Below are 15696 nucleotides of genomic sequence, written 5' to 3'. Positions count from 1 at the left end.
AGCCATTTTGGCAGCCACGGAGTAGAGGGTACACCCGATCCCATTCCGAACTCGGCAGTTAAGCTCTTCCTCGCCGATGATACTGCGCATCTTCGCGCGGGAAAGTAGGAAGCTGCCAAATTCTTCCTCCGCCCCCGAAAGGCTCACCCCCTTCCGGGGGCGGATGCATTTAAGGCTGTGGGGGGCCCTCGAAAGGGCCCTTCCCCAATCGTATCAAGCATCAAAATACCTAAAAGCCGTCCGGCCCGCCGGCTATTTTTTCTGGGCGCGCTGCATCTTGCGCCATGTCCACGGGGGCACGGCGTCTTCGTCGGCCCAGAGGCCGCGCCGGGCTGCCTTGGCCTCGCGCTGGTGCAAGCGCCAGAGGTCGCAGACGGGCAATTTGCAGTAGCGGTCATCCACCCAGGCGAGGCCGGCGCTGACCAGCGCATCCTGAATGACCAGCATATCCCGCACAAGGACGATGCCGCCTACCTCGCGCCTGTAGCTCTTGCCCTTCTGCGCCGGCACGATTTCCACGCCCTTGTCCTTCAGCACCTGTGCGGCCAGGGCGCGCGCCTCTTCGCCGAAGGGCTGGTCGAGCTCGGGGCAGTCGATGCCGTAGATGCGCACCTTGTGCGGTTTTTGCCGCTGTGAACCCACGCGCCGGGCCGTGATGCTGTCCCCGTCGTGGACGGAAAGCACTTCCGCGGGGAAGGCGTGAGCCGGTGCGGGGCTCCAAAGAACAGAAAGCAGGAGAGCAGTGAAGATCAGGAATCGCATAGATTTTTCTATACGCCCGGCGCCTCTTTCGCACAAGGGGGCCCTGACCCCGGTACGGGGACGGAGGAGAGGCGCCGTTCCTGCGCCACATGCGATTGCCCGGAACGTTCCCTCCAGCGTGAGCCGCGAAGCAGGCCGGAGCATATGACGCTGCGCAGGTGAGTAAGGCGGGCTTGCGTTTTATCCGCGCTGATCCGCCTATCCATGGAATTGACAAAGGTACGCCAACCAGCCAGCCTGGGGGCTGTTGAAGAGAAACAGGATTTTTCCCCGCCCATCCTTTTATCCCCTTGCCGCCATGCAGCAATACATTGTTGACGCGTTTACGGACCAGCCCTTCAGCGGCAATCCCGCCGCGGTCTGCGTGCTGCCCACCTGGCCGGATGACAGCTGGATGCGCGCCATGGCCATGGAGAACAATCTCTCCGAAACGGCCTTTCTTGTGCCAGACAAGGCGGCCTACCGCCTGCGCTGGTTCACGCCCGGGACGGAAGTGGGCCTTTGCGGGCACGCCACCCTGGCCTCGGCCTTTGTGGTGCTGAATTTTCTCACAAAAACGGCGCACAGGGTCGAGTTCATCACCGGCGAGGGCGTGTTGCCGGTGCGCCGTGCGGGAGAGCTCTATGCCATGGATTTTCCCAGCATCGTGCAGCGGGAAATCCCCGTCACCGCAGCCATGAGCGCGGCCTTTGGGGCCACGCCCGTCAAGGCCCTTCTCGGCGCCGACCTTGTGTGCGTGTATGAAAGGGAGGGAGAGGTGCGCGGCCTTGTGCCTGACCAGAATTTATTGCGGCAACTGGAGGGCCGGGGCCAGCATGCCACGGCGCCGGGTGACACAGCGGACTGCGCCTCGCGCAGCTTCTTCCCCAAGCTGGGCATTTCGGAAGACCCGGTGTGCGGCTCGGCGCATTGCCAGATCGCCCCCTACTGGGGGGGTGAGCTCAACAAGGATGCGGTCATTGCCTTGCAGGCGTCCCGGCGCGGAGGCACCCTCTACTGCAAGGTGCAGCAAAACGGCAGGGTCGAGGTCAGCGGCAAGGCCTGCCTGTTCGCCATTTCCGAGATTGCGACGGCGGCGCTGCCGCGCTGACCTAATGCGGCATATGGAACACATCAGCCAGCCTGCGTATTTTTAGCGTGACGCCCGGATGTACAAATTACAATAGATTGGTTTATTTTTTCCCCGTGAGCCGCTTGACCAGCACATCAAAAATATCCATCACTTCGTGTACACTTTTAAATGCGTCCAGCAATGGCTTTATGGAGTCCGTGGTCAGATTAGGCCAATCCACTGAAATTTTCGCAGGTTCGAGCTGAAATGGCCGATAGAGGCGATTATTCTTTAACATGAAACCGACGGTCTCCAGCTTTTTTTTCTTTGCGTAAAGTTTTCCCATCTCGTCGCCCCAGTCTAATCCGAATTTTTCACGAAATTTTTTATTTGACTCAAAAAAGATTCCTGGCGTAACATTTTCCGTATTTGTGCAGAATGCAAGATATGATAAAAATTTTTTATACCTTTCCCATTCCAGAAAATCTACAGAAAATACACACCACGCATCATCATTTTCATAGTACCAGTTTGGCGCAAATACGTTAATAGCACATTCCTTAGAGAAGAGCCAAAATTCGTTTACCCTACCTGGAAATAGATATTCTAGTTGAGGTGCAAGCAGACTTTCCAGTTTCCTTTTAAATTCATCATCAATCGTACCATGAATCAATTTTCTTGACTGCTCAACGATTTTCAGATTTTTGATGACCAGTTTTTCCAGTTCATATTCCTCGTTCATCTGCTTTCCCTAAAACGTGTTGATGTAGCTGCAAAAATCCCTGCACGCAAGGCGCAGCGAGGCATGGAGCGGCAATGCGTCCAGACTGTATAAACCTTGCTGGAGCTTTATTCCCACTTCTTTCCAAGTGAGCGAAAGCGCTTCCGGCACATCCCGACTCCGCTCACCATTTACTGTGAGGAAGACGAGAGCCATATTCTCGGCACCTGACTCCGCTGCGAAGCGTTTATACCGTTTCAACTGCTCGCTATGTTCGCAGGAATATATCTTGGCTTCTACAATGAGCAGGAAATCTCTACCCCTGACGACAAGGTCCATCCTGCCATCTTTTGACGAGACTTCGGTTTCGACAGAATAGGCATCAGATACGCGGGGAGGCCGCCCCTTCGTCCAGTATTTACCTTGGATGAGTTCAAGAAAGCTGGTGAAAAAGACATTTCCCTGGCCGTGTTCTGCCGCTGCGTTAAGGAACCACGCCAAAATGCGGGTACAGGCGGTTTCCCTGGGGCGACTGAATGCCAGTTCAAAAAGGTTGAAATTACCGCCAAGCTTATTCCGGCGGTCAACTACCAGCGGAAAGTCGCTGAAGTAGGCTTCCAGCTTTCCGCGTAGGCTTTTTACACGTTCCGATTTTGCGAGGGCACAAGCATGGGAAAGGCGCGTAAAATCTGCAAAATACTGGTGACATTTTTTGAGAGTCATCAAGGAGAAAATGGCAGTAGGAAAGCTGTGCGTCAAGCGTTAAGGGACCGGAAGTCACCCCATGGAAGAAAAAAGAAACCATGGAACGATAGAAGGGTGCAGCAGATGGATTCAACCCGTCTGGCGCGCCAATGCTTAACCTCGGAGCGCGGAGATTGTGTTCTTTGGCACGGTCCTCGCCCTCAGCGCGCGAAATGGAGAATCTTGGCTGCCCCGGCCTTCATGCCGGAGGCCACGGCGTCAAGCTCGGGGTGGTGGTCATAGGTGGCGCGGCAATAGGGGCATTCCAGCCGGTGTTTGCGTTTCTCCAGCCGGATGAGGCCGCCTTCGGTCTCGTAGCAGCGGGGGCAGAAGGGGCCCTGGCGCACGCCGCTTGTGTGCAGCCAGTAAAAGCCGTGTTCCTCAAAGAGGTTTTGCGCGAGATAGAGAACGTCCTCGAGGCTTTGCAGGCGAATCTTGAGCATGCTCATTTCGTCGCGCAGGGCGATGCAGCGGGATTGCATCTCCATGAGCAGGTGACGCGCCTTTTCTGTCTGGCCGGAAGCGAAGAGATCGTTGATTTCCTTGAAGCGGCGATAATCCAGCATGGCAGTTCCCATCCCTTATGCCAGCCTATCGGACCGGGAGGGCAAAACCTTTAGAGGGCGCCGGCGGCCGGTATCCGGGCAGCGGCAAGGAAAGGATGAGGGATGACCGCTGGTTAGAATTTCTCTAGAAATTTTCTGGAGTTGAGATTTTCCTCTGCGGACGCTTCGTGCGGTGTCGGGCGCACAGGGGGGGGCTGGCGGGCGGTGTTGCCGCAGGAAAGACGCGGGCGGGCGAGCGGCCGCCAAAAAGGAGGAACGAGAGCGGCGTCAGCGCGAGGTCGGCGCGAGCCGCCCCACGAGGCTGTGCCGCTTGGCGGCCACGATGTCCACAGGGACGAGGCGCCCGGTGTGGTCGATGCCTTTGGGCAGGGGCACATGCACGGGTACGCCGTAGGGGTCGCGGCCCTGCCAGTCCTCGTGGGGAGCGCCGGGGGCGGCGTCGGGCGCGTCTGCCTCCTGGCGGGGGCTTGGCCCCTCGATGAGCAAGGTGGTCGCCTGGCCCACGCGGCCGTCGAGCCAGCGCTGGCCGAGCCTGTCCTGCAGGGCTTGGAGGCGCAGCAGGCGCTCGTGCTGCACTTCTGGCGCCACCTTGTCGGGAAAGCGCGCGGCCGCGGCGCCCGGCCTGTCCGAATAGCAGAAGGAAAAGCTGGACATGAAACCGCAGGCCTCCATCATGTCCAGCGTGGCCTGAAAGTCGCTCTCCGTCTCGCCGGGAAAGCCCACGATGAGGTCGGTGGAAAGGGCGATGTCGGGCCTCGCGGAGCGCAAGCCTTCCACAAGGCGCAGGAAGCCCGCGCTGTCATAGCGCCGGCGCATGCGTTTAAGCACCGCGTCCGAGCCGGCCTGCAGGGGCAGGTGCAGGCGCGGGCAGAGCGCGGGGAGGCTCCCGAAAGTGGCCACGTCCTCCGGGCCCATGTCCTTGGGGTGGGGCGTCACATAGCGCAGCCGCGCGAGCCCGGGGAGCGCCGCCACCTGCTCAAGCAGGCGGGAAAAGCCCGTGCCGTCGCCCGTTTTGTCCTGCCCGTAGGCATTGACGTTTTGCCCGAGCAGGGTGATCTCGCTGGCGCCCTCGTCGATGCGCCGGCGGCACTCCTCAAGGATGGCCCCGGCCGTGCGGGATTTTTGCCTTCCGCGCGTGAAGGGCACGATGCAATAGGCGCAAAAATTGTCGCAGCCCTGCATGATGGTGACGAGCGCCGAGGGGCCGGCGGCATGCCGGGGGGCTGCCTCCTTTTCGGGGAAGGCCTCGGTGAAGGCGCAGAGCGTGAGCCGGGCCGCGGGCTCCGCGAGCAGGCGCTCGATGGCCTCCGGGGCCTGGGCGATACCGTCGCTCCCGGCCACGAGGCGCACCTGCGGCGAGCGGTCGAAAAGCTCCGCCCCCAGTTGCTGCGCCACACAGCCGGCCACGGCCACGAGCACGCGGCCGTCCCCGCCCGTGGCCTGGCGCACGCGCCCGAGGGCGCTCATGACCTTTTGCTCCGGCTTTTCGCGCACCGAGCAGGTGTTGATGACCACCACCTCGGCGTCCCCCAGCGCGGCCGGCGCAAAGCCGCGCGCTTCCAGGGCGGCGGCGAGCCACCCGGAATCGTGGACGTTCATCTGGCAGCCGAAGGTGAGGATGTGGTAGGAGCGGGGCTGCATGGGAAAGCGGGAAGCGGGGCGCGGGCTACTGTTCCAGGCCAGAGTCCGGGGAATACATTTCGCCGCCGCCTTCCTCCTCCAGCGCGTTGACACGGTCCTCCAGCCATTCCAGCACGGCGCGGGCCGTGTGGTAGTTGAGCAGCACGCGGGTGTGGATGTGGCGGGTGATGTCGCGCACGTCGTCATTGCCGGGGACGATCTCATGGCCGAGGGAGCCGTCCGGGGCGAGGATCTGTTCCGAGCAGGCGGGCAGGGCGTCGCTTTCGTGGTAAAAATTCATCTCGATCTCGCCCTGGGAGTTGATGCCGCCCCACACGCCGTGCGCGGCCTGGAGGCGCGCCTCCGGCGCCATTTCGTAGCGGTAGCGGATGCGGGAGGGCGCGGCGGTGTCGTCCTTGCTCATGGAACTTCCTTGCTGGCTGGGGAGAACGCAAAACGGTTCGCCTGTTAATTCTTTCCAGATACGCAACTCGGGGGCGAAAGTAAAGGGCGGCGCCCGCACAACCATGCGGAACGCCGCCCGGAGCGTGCGAGCCCGCGCCCCCTAGGGCAGCAGGGTCACGTCATAGGCGTCTTTGGTGACGAGGTATTTGCGGGCCACGGCGCGCACTTCCCCGGGGCCCAGGGCCGCGGCCTTGTCGAGCAGGGTCTTCTGGAAGTCCTCGGGATAGTGGAGCAGCGCGTCCGTGGCGGCTTCGCCCGCGCGGGAGGCGAGGCTCTGGCGCTCGCGCAGGTAGTCGCCGAGCATGCGGCTCGCGCCAGCGCGGAGCACATCGGCGGGCAGCAGTTCGTCGCGGATGCCGGCGATGACCTCGGCGAAGCCCTTGCGGGCCTGCTCCAGCTTGTCGGGCGTGGTGCCGATATAGAAGGCCATGAACCCGGTCTCGGGCATGTTGCGGTTGAAGGCCGTCACCGTGTAGCCCAGCCCCTGCTCGTCCCTGAGCTTGGTGAACAGAAGGCCGCTCTGCCCGGAGAGCATGGATTGCAAAAGCAGCAGGGCCGGCGCGTCCGGGCTGGTGAGCGGCACCGTGGGGAAGATCTGGAGCAAATGCGCCTGGTTGCGGCCCGGGAGGGTCAGGGCGAGGTTTTTGTCCGCGCCCCACTCGGGCCGGGGGGCGGTTTTGGCGATGCCGGTGGGCACGGGCAGGCCCTTGGCGAAGGCGAGGACGGCCTCGCGGTCGAAGGTGCCCGCCACGGAGAGCACCCAGGGCTGCGCGGCCTGGCGCCGCCAGAAGTCGCGCACCATGGCGTCGTCATAGCCGGCCAGCAGCTCGGGCGTGCCCAGGCTGTCATAGCCGTAGGCCTGCCCATGCGGGAAGAGGAAGGGATTGACCCGGGCGAACATGTAGGAGAGCGGCCTGTCCGCGCGCTGGCGGATGGCGGACTGCATGTTCTCCACCTCGCGCCTGAGCTCCTTGGGCTCGAAGCGTGGGCTTTTGATCATGTCGCGCAGAAAGCTGAAATATTCGGCATTGAAGCGCGAGGGGCCGGTCAAGGCCACGCCGAAACTTTGCAGGCCCGCCGAGGCCCCGGCCGACGCCGCCCGCTCGGCGAGCCAGCGCTCCACGCCCTGGGCGTCGAGGCCCGCGCAGCCGTCCGAGAGCAGGCGCGCGGTGAGGTCGGCGAGGCCCTGTTGCGTGGGCTCGAGGAGGGCGTTGCCGCCCGTGAAGAGCAGGTCGAGCGACACATAGGGAACCGTCGTGTCGGGGATGAGGATGACCTTGCGGCCGCCCCCGAGGTCGATGGTCTCGCGGGCGCCGGCGCCGGCCGCGGCCGCCGCGGCCATGACCGTCTGCGGGATGGCCTTCCAGTTTTCGTGCAGAGTCTTCTCAAGGCGCGCGGCGAGGTCCGCCGGGGCCTTTTCCGGCGCGAGGGCCCGTACGCGCACCCGGGAGGGGTCGAACCAGAGGCCGATGGCGTTTTGCAGCTGGGCCTCGTCCACATTGCGCTGGGTGAAGCGCAGGTTGCGCTCGGCCTGTTCGCCGCCGAGGTCGAACTGGATGGTGCCCTTCCACGAGGCCAGGCCGTTGAGCGTTTCGCCGGCGCGGTCCATGCTGTCCTCAAGGTTGAACTTGGCGCGAGCCACGGCCTCGGGCGTGAAGTCCTTGGCCGACAGCGCGGCGAGGTCGCGCGTGAGCTCGTTCCAGAAGGTCTCTACCTTGTCGGCGTCAAGCTGTGCCGTGACAGTGAGCAGGCCTGCCCGGGCGAGGCTCATGTTGTCCACGCTGATGCTGTCCACGAGCTGGCGCTCGTACTTGTATTTGCGGTAGAAGGCCGAGGTGCCGTCGCCGCCGAGGAGGTAGCAGAGCACGTCGAGGTCCACGGAGCGCAGGTCGCGCAGGCCCGGCGCCGGGAAGGCCAGGCCGAGATAGACCTTGTTCCACGGGCCGCGGCCCACCTCCACCTGCGGGCCGCCGGGCGCCCCGGCGAGGTCGAGCGGTGGGGGCACGGCCAGGTCGGAAGTGTTGGCGAGGCCCCCGAAGAGCTCTTGCGCGTGGGCGAGCACCGCCTCCGGCTCGATGTCGCCGGCCACGAGCAGCATCATGTTGTCCGGCTGGTACCAGCGGGCGATATAGGCGCGAAGGTCCGCCACGGTGAGCGCCCGGATGGTGTCCGCATAGCCGATGATGGGCCGGCCGTAGGGCGTGTGGCTGAGCGCGGCCGTCTGGAGGTTTTCATAGAGCTTGCGCTGGGGCGAATCCTCGCCGCGCTGGAGCTCGGAGATGACCACGTTTTTCTCGGCCTCCAGCTCCGCCGGGTCGAGGGTGGGCTGGAAGGCCATCTCCTTCACCACCTCCATGCCCACGCGCCAGTGCTGTGCCGGCATGTCGGTGAGATACCACGTCTTGTCAAAGCTCGTGGCCGCGTTGAGATAGCCGCCGAGCGCCTCCACGTCCTTGGCCACCTGCCCCTTGGGCCGGTGCTCCGTGCCCTTGAAGACCATGTGCTCGAGCACGTGGCTGATGCCCGCGTGCCTGGGCTCCTCGTTGGCCGAGCCCGTGCGCACATAGAGCCGCGTGCAGGCCAGCGGGAAGCGCGCGTCGCGCAGGATGTAGACGAGAAGACCGTTGGGGAGCCGGGTGAGAATGGTGCCCGGCCGGGCCGGCGCGAGTTGCGGCGCCGGGACCGTCTGCGTCCCGACACTGGTGGGGGCGGACGCGTCCCGCGCGAGCACGGGCGCGCCGGGGAGCAGCAGGGAGAAGGCAAGGAGGAGGGCAAGGACAAGCTGGTGCATGGATGCTCCGGGGCCGCGCGCCGTCACCCGCAATGGGGCGCGCACGGCGGTTTTTGTCATGGCCGGCCGCAAGGGCCGGGAAAAATGGCGCCGGCTCAGGCCTCGGCGCGGCGCAGGGTGAACACGGCGATCTCCGACGGGGTGGCGATGCGGATGGGGAAGCCGCCCCACAGGCCGGCCCCGGGGCTCACATAGAGCGGCATGCCGTCCACGTCGAACCAGCCGCGCACATAGCCATTGTTGAAGGAGCTCACGATCTCGCGCAGGCCCGGCGCCTGGCCGCCGTGCGTGTGGCCGGAAAGCTGGAAGTCCACGCCCTGCCGCGCGCGCAGCGGCGCGTAGCCCGGCCGGTGCTCGAGCAGGATGCAGGGGGCGTGCGCCGGGGCGCCGGCCATGGCGGCTTCCATGTCCGGCCCGGGCAGGCCGAAGGCGCGGGCCACCGGGTCGGTGAGGCCGGCGAGCACCAGCTCCTTCCCGCCGGGCGTGAGCACGGCGTGGCCGTTGAGCAGCATGTGGAGCCCGAGCTCGCCGAACACGCGCACCCAGGCCGCATAGCCGCTGTAATATTCGTGGTTGCCCACGCAGGCGAAGACGCCGAGGGGCGCCTTGAGCCGGCTGAGCTCGCGCGCGCTTTCCATGCGGCGCTCGGGCGGGCCGTCCACCATGTCGCCCGTGAGCGCGATGAGGTCGGGCTTTTGGGCGTTCACGCGGTCCACCACCGCTGCCACCCAGTCGCGCGTGAGCAGGGAGCTCATGTGCAGGTCGCTTATCTGGGCCACGCGCAGGCCCTCGTGCTCGGGCGCGAGGCGCCGCAGCCGGGCCTCCTCCTCGCGCAGGGCCGGCACGGCCACCGCCTGGCTGACGCCGAAGGCCGTGGGGCCGAGCACGGCGCAGGCCAAGGCGATGCGCTCGGCGGGCCGGGCGAGCAAAAGGCCCCCGCAGCCCGCGCGCACGAGCTCGCGCCGTGAGGGCGAGGCCGGCGAGCCGGTTCCCGCAGCCTGGGCCGCGCCCTTGCGCCGGAAAAGCAGGCGCCAGAGCCCCCGCAGGAGCAGGATCACGTCGCGCAAAAGCACCAGCACAAAAAGCAGGATCGCCGCGGCGAAGAGCCAGCCCTGCACCATGAGCAGCCACGGCGGCAAATCTGGCGCCGCGAGGTCGCCCAAAAGGAAGCGGTTGATGGCAAAGGCCTGGGTGACGATGAGCAAAAAGAGCGCGCAGAGCACCTTGGCGCCTGCGCCCATGCGCGCGGGCAGCACGAGGCGGAAGAGCAGGTAGAAAAAGGGGATCAGGGGCCAGAGAAAGAACATGCGGCTCCTTGCGGGTGTGGGTATCAGAGGATGTAGCGGCTCAGGTCCTGGTCGTCGCGCACGTCGCGCAGATGCTCGCTCACATAGGCCCGGTCCACTGTCACGTCCGCGCCCGCCATTTCCGGCGCGGCGAAGGAGATGTCGGCCAAAATCTTTTCCATGATGGTGTAGAGGCGGCGCGCGCCGATATTTTCCGCGCGGGCATTGGCCTCCTCGGCGAAGGCGGCTATCTCCTCGAGGCCGTCGGGCGTGAAGGTGAGGTTCACGCGCTCGGTGGCGAGCAGGGCCTCGTACTGCTTGACGAGCGCGTTGTGCGGCTCGGTGAGGATGCGCAAAAATTCCTCGCGCCCCAGCGGCTGGAGCTCGGCCCGCAGGGGAAAGCGCCCCTGCAGCTCGGGGATCATGTCCGAGGGCTTGCTGAAGTGGAAGGCCCCGGCCGCGATGAACAGGATGTGGTCGGTCTTCACCATGCCGTGCTTGGTGTTGACCACGCTCCCCTCCACGATGGGCAAAAGGTCGCGTTGCACGCCCTCGCGCGAGATGTCCGAGGTACGGTTCTGGGAGGAGCTCGCTATCTTGTCGATCTCGTCGATGAAGATGATGCCGGACTGCTCCACGCGCTCGCGGGCTTTTTCCGTAACCGCCTCCTGATCGACCAGCTTGGCGGATTCCTCCTGGACGAGGATGTTGAAGGCCGCGCGCAGCTTGAGCTTCTTGCGGCTGCGCCTGGGCGGGAAGGCCTTGCTGAACATGTCCTTGACCTGGCCGCCCATCTGGTCCATGCCCGGGATGGCGAAGATGTCGATGCCCCGACCGCCCTGCTCGGTGACTTCCATCTCCACCTCGCGGTCGTCGAGGTAGCCGAGCCGGAACTGCTGGAGCAATTTCTCGCGCGTTTTGCTGCGCTCCTCCTGGCCGAAGGAGTGCGGCAGGAGGAGGTCCATGAGGCGGGACTCGGCCGCGGCCTCGGCGGCGGCGCGCACGCGGGCGTTCTCCTCCTCGCGCATGAGGTTGATGCCGATCTCCATGAGGTCGCGCACCATGGATTCCACGTCGCGGCCCACATAGCCCACCTCGGTGAACTTGGTGGCCTCCACTTTCAGAAAGGGCGCGCCCGAAAGCCGCGCGAGACGCCGGGCGATCTCGGTCTTGCCCACGCCCGTGGGGCCCATCATGATGATGTTTTTCGGCGCGATCTCGTCGCGCAACTCTGGCGCCAGGTGCTGCCGGCGCCAGCGGTTGCGCACAGCCACGGCCACCATGCGCTTGGCCTGTTCCTGGCCGATGACGAACTTGTCCAGTTCCGCCACGATCTCGCGGGGCGTCAACGCGCTCATGGGTGCTCCTTTGGCCCGCGAAAGGCGCGGGGGCGAAATTCCGGCGGGCCGCTGTTGAAAATAGGCACGTTACGCGAGATGGCAATCGGCCGGCCGCGCTTTTTCGCGCCGTCGCGCCCGCCTTGCGGGAGAAAGGCTTTACTTTTAAGCTGGGCCATGCTCGCCCTTGCCGCCCATGTGCTCCCGGAAGCCGCCGCGGAGGCCGGAAGGATCTTCATGCTCCCCGCGCCCTTCCTGCCGTGGCTCGCGCCGGTCTGCATCCTCGCGGGCGTGGCCCTTCAGCTCGGCGCGCTCGCCTTCCTTGGGGCGCGCAAAAGGCCGCTCTCCCCGCCATCCGGGCTCGCCTGCGGCGCCGGCGCCCTCCTCGTGCTCACGGGCGCCGCGCTGGACAGGGACATCACCGTGGCCGTGGGCGAGGCGCTGGCGCTTGCCGGCATCTGGTTCGCGTGGCGCAAGGGCTAGGCGCCTAGCTCAGGCGTCGCCCAGCCGGCGGAACCACTCCGGCATGCGGATGGGGCGGCCGCTCGCGTCCACGAGGGCGTGCTGGGTCATGCCGGTGGCCAAAAGGCGCGTCTTGTCCTCGTTCCACATCTCATATACAAAACGCAGGGAGGCGCGGCCCCATTCGCTGACGCCGGTGCGCACCAGCACGAGCTCGTCATAGCGCGCCGGCGAGCGGTAGCGGCATTCGGCCTCGCGCACCGGCAGGATGACGCCCTTTTTCTCCACGTCGGCGTAGCTCATGCCGCGCTCGCGGATATAGGCGCTGCGGGCGCGCTCAAAGATGTGCAGGTATTCGGCGTAGTAGAGCACGCCCATGCAATCCGTTTCACCGTAGGACACGCGATGGGGAAACCAGGTTTCGGGAGTGGGAAAATCGGGCATCGTTCGCTTCCTTGCGGGCGGGCGCCCCTCCGGCTGGGGGCGCTGGCCCTTCTGTTGTGCGTCTTTCTTGCGGCATGCGCCCACAAGGCTCCGCCGCCTCCCCGCCGTTCCGGGCCGGCCGTGACCGCGGAGGAAAGCGCGGAGGTGTTCCTCTCCCGGCTCGCCCCGGCCAACCAGGAGCTCGAAAGCTGGAAGGACATGGCACCTACCGTGCGCAAGTCTCTCACCTATGTCAACTCGAAGCCGCAGGGCGCGTACGCCATCCGGCGCCCCGGCCTTGAAGTGACGTGGGGCGAGCTTTCGCGCACGCTCACGCGCCTGCAGGAGCTGTTGCCGCGCCTTGACGCCGAGCCGCGGCTGCTCGCCGAGAATTTCCGCTGGGTGCCCGTGCCCGGGGGCATCGACTATTCCGGCTATTACGAGCCGCGCGTGGCCGCGAGCCGCGCGAAGAAGCCCGGCTACGAGCAGGCCATCTACGCCGTGCCGCCCGACCTCGCCAAGGTCAAGGCGCGCCGCGGCCGCTATCATGACCGGCGCACCATCGAGGAAAAGCAGGTGCTCGCCGGGCGCGGGCTCGAGCTCGCCTGGGCCAGAGACCCGGTGGATGTGTTCTTTCTCGAGATCCAGGGCTCGGGCAAGCTCGTCTTTGACGACGGCACCGAGGCCTATATCAACTATGCCGGCCAGAACGGCCACAAGTACAAGAGCTCGGGCCGCATCATGCGCGAAAAGGGCCTCTTGAAACGGGGCGACATCTTCGAGCAGCGGGAGTGGTTCCGCAACAATCCCGGCAGGGTGCGCGAGATCCTGAACGACAACCCGAGCTATGTGTTTTTCAAGTTCGGGGGCCGCGGCCCCACCGGCGCCATGGGCCACACCGTGGATGACTGGCTTTCCCTCGCCACGGATCGCGGCTATATTCCCCTGGGCTCGGTGGTGGCCTATGGCGTGAATATCCCGGACGAACACCTCGGCAGCGTGCCCCTGCGCGGCATCGGCTTCGCGCAGGACGTGGGCGGCGCCATCAAGCGCAACCGCATCGACATCTTTTGCGGCGGCAATGAGCGGGCCAACTACGTGGCGAGCCATCTGGACGCGCACGGGCCTGCCTGGGTGCTGCTCGCGCGCTGAACCGCACTGGACCGCACAGAACCACGGCCGCACACAGGCCAGGGAGACAAGCCATGCTCGACAAGGACCGCAACGCCCTCGTGGCCATGGAAGGAAAAAAGGAACTCTGCCTCCTGCCCGCCATGGGCAACCGCCACGGCCTCATCACCGGCGCCACGGGCACCGGCAAGACCGTGACCCTGCAAAGCATGGCCGAGACCTTCAGCGCGCTCGGCGTGCCGGTCTTCATGGCCGATGTCAAGGGCGACCTCTCGGGCCTCGCCAAGGCCGGGGGCACGGGCAAGGCGGCGGAGCGGGCGGAGCAGCTCGGCCTCAGGGAGCTCGGCTACGCGCCCAAGGCCTTCCCGGTCTGCTTCTGGGACGTGTTCGGCAAGATGGGCCACCCCATGCGCACCACGGTGAGCGAGATGGGGCCGCTGCTCCTCTCGCGGCTGCTCAACCTGAACGAGGTGCAGGCCGGCGTGCTCCAGCTCGCCTTCCGCATCGCCGACGACGCGGGGCTCCTCCTGCTCGACATGAAGGATCTGCGCAGCATGGTGCAATATGTGGGCGAGGAGCGCGACGCCTTCAAGACGAGCTACGGCCAGATCTCCACGGCCAGCGTGGGCGCCATCCAGCGGGCGCTTCTGCGTCTCGAGGAGGAGGGCGGGGACGTGTTCTTCGGCGAGCCCGCGCTCGACATCAATGACCTCCTCCAGACGGACGCCGAGGGCCGCGGGGTCATCAACATCCTCGAGGCCGAATCGCTGATGAACGCGCCGGGGCTCTATTCGTGCGTATTGCTCTGGCTGCTCTCGGAGCTCTACGAAAACCTCCCCGAAGCGGGCGACAGGGACAAGCCCCGGCTGGTGTTTTTCTTTGACGAGGCGCACCTGCTCTTTGACGGCATTTCCCCGGCCCTGCTGCAAAAGATCGAGCAGGTGACGAGGCTCATCCGCTCGCGCGGGGTGGGCATCTATTTTGTGAGCCAGAACCCCTCGGACATCCCGGACAGCGTGCTCGGCCAGCTCGGCAACCGCGTGCAGCACGCGCTCCGCGCCTTCACGCCCAAGGAGCAGAAGGCCGTGCGCGCCGCGGCCCAGGCCTTCCGCGCCAACCCGGCCTTCGCCACGGAAGAGGCCATCGGCGAGCTCGGCGTGGGCGAGGCGCTGGTGTCCTTCCTCGATGCCAAGGGCGCGCCGGCCATGGTGGAGCGCGCGCTCATCGTGCCGCCGGAAAGCCAGGTCGGCCCGGTGACGCCCGAGGAGCGGGCCGCGGTCATGCGGCGTTCGCTGGTGGCCGGCGTCTATGACAAGGCGGTTGACCGGGAATCGGCCTATGAGAAGCTCATGGCCCGCGCGCAGGAAAAGCAGGCCGCCGAGGCGGCCGAAGCCCGGCGCGCGGACATGGCCAAGGCCGCGCAGGCGGCGGAGCGGGAGCGCAAGCAGCAGGAGGCGGCGCTGCGCCGCGCAGAGACCGAGGCGCGCCGCCGGGAGACCGCCGAGCGCAAGGCCCGGAAGGATTCGGGCGCCGTGGACATCGGCGACCTCCTCGGCTCCGTGGTCAGGCAGACCACACGCCAGGTGGGCAATACCGTGGGCCGCGAGATCGGCAAGACGCTCCTGCGCGGGGTCCTGGGCGGCCTCTTCGGCGGCCGGCGCTAGCGGGCACCGGCGCCAAAGGCCCTGCCGGGCAGGAGGAGAAATGCTCTAGATTGTGTCTTGAATAATTCTCCAATGTGGTGTACGGCATGGCAATACCGTAGGGTACAGCGCATGGCGCGGGGCGTGAGCCCGGCCGGTCGGGCTGAAACGCAACGGGGGCATCCATGCCGCAGGTCGCAGCACGCATCAATGACGATCAGGAACGCTGGCTCAAGGACTATTTCAGGACCAAGAGCGCCGGCGCGGAATTCATCCTGCCCTGGGCGGTGGACACCTTTTTCCGGGCCATTACCGGCATCAAGCAGATTTTCAGCGCCTCCGAGCTCAAGACCATCGTGGACGCCCACAAGGACATGAAGCTCATGCCGGACAACACGCGCCTTTCGTATCTTTTGCTGCGCGTGGCCGACGCCTGCGACAGGAACGGCATCCACATGCGCCACGGCGCGAGCAAGTCCAGCCTGGAGTCCAAGCTCAAGAGCCTTGATGACACCCAGGCCACGGCGCTCATGGTCTGGGCCTCGGCCTTTTGGGTGAGCCGCAACTGCTCGGCCGAGAGCCTGGACGACTATATCAAGGCCTATTAGCGTTTTTTGCCGTTCCGCCTGCCCTTCCGGCCGCAGGCGGACGCCGCCAGGCGCCCCGCGCGCAAGCGCACCCGGCGCCGCCCCAA

At 65.6% G+C, this 15696-nt stretch carries 15 protein-coding genes and 1 rRNA gene; 6 read left to right on the top strand and 10 right to left on the bottom strand.

The window, feature by feature from the left end; all coding sequences use genetic code 11:
* Nucleotides 1-6 precede the first annotated feature (6 nt).
* Nucleotides 7-121, top strand: a 5S ribosomal RNA gene (gene rrf / locus G7Y54_RS11755).
* Nucleotides 122-252: 131 nt separating this feature from the next.
* Here the strand turns inward: rrf and G7Y54_RS11750 are convergent.
* The gene (locus G7Y54_RS11750; RefSeq protein ID WP_165079533.1) at nucleotides 253-762 is read right to left on the bottom strand and encodes a thermonuclease family protein; all 510 of its coding nucleotides are present in this window, start codon (nucleotides 760-762) and stop codon (nucleotides 253-255) included.
* Nucleotides 763-1060: 298 nt separating this feature from the next.
* On the opposite strand from G7Y54_RS11750, the gene G7Y54_RS11745 reads away from it, so the two are divergent.
* The gene (locus G7Y54_RS11745) at nucleotides 1061-1852 is read left to right on the top strand and encodes a PhzF family phenazine biosynthesis protein (RefSeq protein ID WP_165079532.1); all 792 of its coding nucleotides are present in this window, start codon (nucleotides 1061-1063) and stop codon (nucleotides 1850-1852) included.
* Between the two features lie 82 nt (nucleotides 1853-1934).
* On the opposite strand, the gene G7Y54_RS11740 is transcribed toward G7Y54_RS11745, so the two are convergent.
* The 8 genes from G7Y54_RS11740 to hslU form a co-directional block, all read right to left on the bottom strand.
* Nucleotides 1935-2555, bottom strand: coding sequence for a hypothetical protein (locus tag G7Y54_RS11740; RefSeq protein WP_165079531.1), 621 nt, complete (start codon nucleotides 2553-2555; stop codon nucleotides 1935-1937).
* 9 nt (nucleotides 2556-2564) lie between these two features.
* On the bottom strand, nucleotides 2565-3257 hold the full coding sequence (locus tag G7Y54_RS11735) for a PD-(D/E)XK nuclease family protein (protein ID WP_241159474.1): 693 nt from the start codon (nucleotides 3255-3257) through the stop codon (nucleotides 2565-2567).
* 182 nt (nucleotides 3258-3439) lie between these two features.
* On the bottom strand, nucleotides 3440-3844 hold the full coding sequence (locus tag G7Y54_RS11730; RefSeq protein ID WP_241159473.1) for a hypothetical protein: 405 nt from the start codon (nucleotides 3842-3844) through the stop codon (nucleotides 3440-3442).
* 267 nt (nucleotides 3845-4111) lie between these two features.
* Complete coding sequence (miaB, locus tag G7Y54_RS11725; RefSeq protein ID WP_165079529.1) at nucleotides 4112-5485, bottom strand: tRNA (N6-isopentenyl adenosine(37)-C2)-methylthiotransferase MiaB; 1374 nt, start codon at nucleotides 5483-5485, stop codon at nucleotides 4112-4114.
* Between the two features lie 25 nt (nucleotides 5486-5510).
* Nucleotides 5511-5888: a hypothetical protein gene (locus tag G7Y54_RS11720; protein ID WP_165079528.1), complete on the bottom strand. Its 378-nt coding sequence runs from the start codon at nucleotides 5886-5888 to the stop codon at nucleotides 5511-5513.
* Nucleotides 5889-6029: 141 nt separating this feature from the next.
* Nucleotides 6030-8720 carry a pitrilysin family protein gene (locus G7Y54_RS11715; protein ID WP_165079527.1) on the bottom strand — a complete coding sequence of 897 codons (2691 nt, stop codon included), beginning with the start codon at nucleotides 8718-8720 and terminating at the stop codon, nucleotides 6030-6032.
* Nucleotides 8721-8815: 95 nt separating this feature from the next.
* On the bottom strand, nucleotides 8816-10027 hold the full coding sequence (locus tag G7Y54_RS11710) for a metallophosphoesterase (RefSeq protein ID WP_165079526.1): 1212 nt from the start codon (nucleotides 10025-10027) through the stop codon (nucleotides 8816-8818).
* Nucleotides 10028-10050: 23 nt separating this feature from the next.
* Nucleotides 10051-11364, bottom strand: coding sequence for an ATP-dependent protease ATPase subunit HslU (gene hslU, locus G7Y54_RS11705; RefSeq protein WP_165079525.1), 1314 nt, complete (start codon nucleotides 11362-11364; stop codon nucleotides 10051-10053).
* A 156-nt stretch (nucleotides 11365-11520) separates the two neighbouring features.
* On the opposite strand from hslU, the gene G7Y54_RS11700 reads away from it, so the two are divergent.
* The gene (locus G7Y54_RS11700; RefSeq protein ID WP_165079524.1) at nucleotides 11521-11826 is read left to right on the top strand and encodes a hypothetical protein; all 306 of its coding nucleotides are present in this window, start codon (nucleotides 11521-11523) and stop codon (nucleotides 11824-11826) included.
* A 9-nt stretch (nucleotides 11827-11835) separates the two neighbouring features.
* Here G7Y54_RS11700 and G7Y54_RS11695 read toward each other — a convergent pair whose 3' ends face one another.
* Nucleotides 11836-12249, bottom strand: a complete 414-nt coding sequence (locus G7Y54_RS11695) for a thioesterase family protein (RefSeq protein ID WP_165079523.1) — start codon at nucleotides 12247-12249, stop codon at nucleotides 11836-11838.
* 120 nt (nucleotides 12250-12369) lie between these two features.
* Between G7Y54_RS11695 and G7Y54_RS11690 the strand changes: the two genes are divergently transcribed.
* The 3 genes from G7Y54_RS11690 to G7Y54_RS11680 all read left to right on the top strand — a co-directional run bounded on the left by G7Y54_RS11690 (nucleotide 12370) and on the right by G7Y54_RS11680 (nucleotide 15610).
* Nucleotides 12370-13380 carry an MltA domain-containing protein gene (locus tag G7Y54_RS11690; RefSeq protein WP_241159472.1) on the top strand — a complete coding sequence of 337 codons (1011 nt, stop codon included), beginning with the start codon at nucleotides 12370-12372 and terminating at the stop codon, nucleotides 13378-13380.
* 53 nt (nucleotides 13381-13433) lie between these two features.
* Entirely contained in the window at nucleotides 13434-15023 is a 1590-nt protein-coding gene (locus tag G7Y54_RS11685; RefSeq protein ID WP_165079521.1) for a helicase HerA-like domain-containing protein, read from the top strand.
* A gap of 164 nt (nucleotides 15024-15187) precedes the next feature.
* A complete protein-coding gene (locus G7Y54_RS11680) occupies nucleotides 15188-15610 on the top strand; it encodes a hypothetical protein (RefSeq protein ID WP_165079520.1) in 423 nt (140 codons plus the stop codon).
* The last annotated feature ends 86 nt before the right edge of the window (nucleotides 15611-15696 follow it).

Origin of the sequence: Desulfovibrio sp. ZJ746 (assembly GCF_011039155.1) — a bacterium.
Lineage (GTDB): Bacteria > Desulfobacterota > Desulfovibrionia > Desulfovibrionales > Desulfovibrionaceae > Desulfovibrio.
Note: the sequence above shows the minus strand (reverse complement) of the source record. Positions and strands in the feature narration are given on the sequence as shown.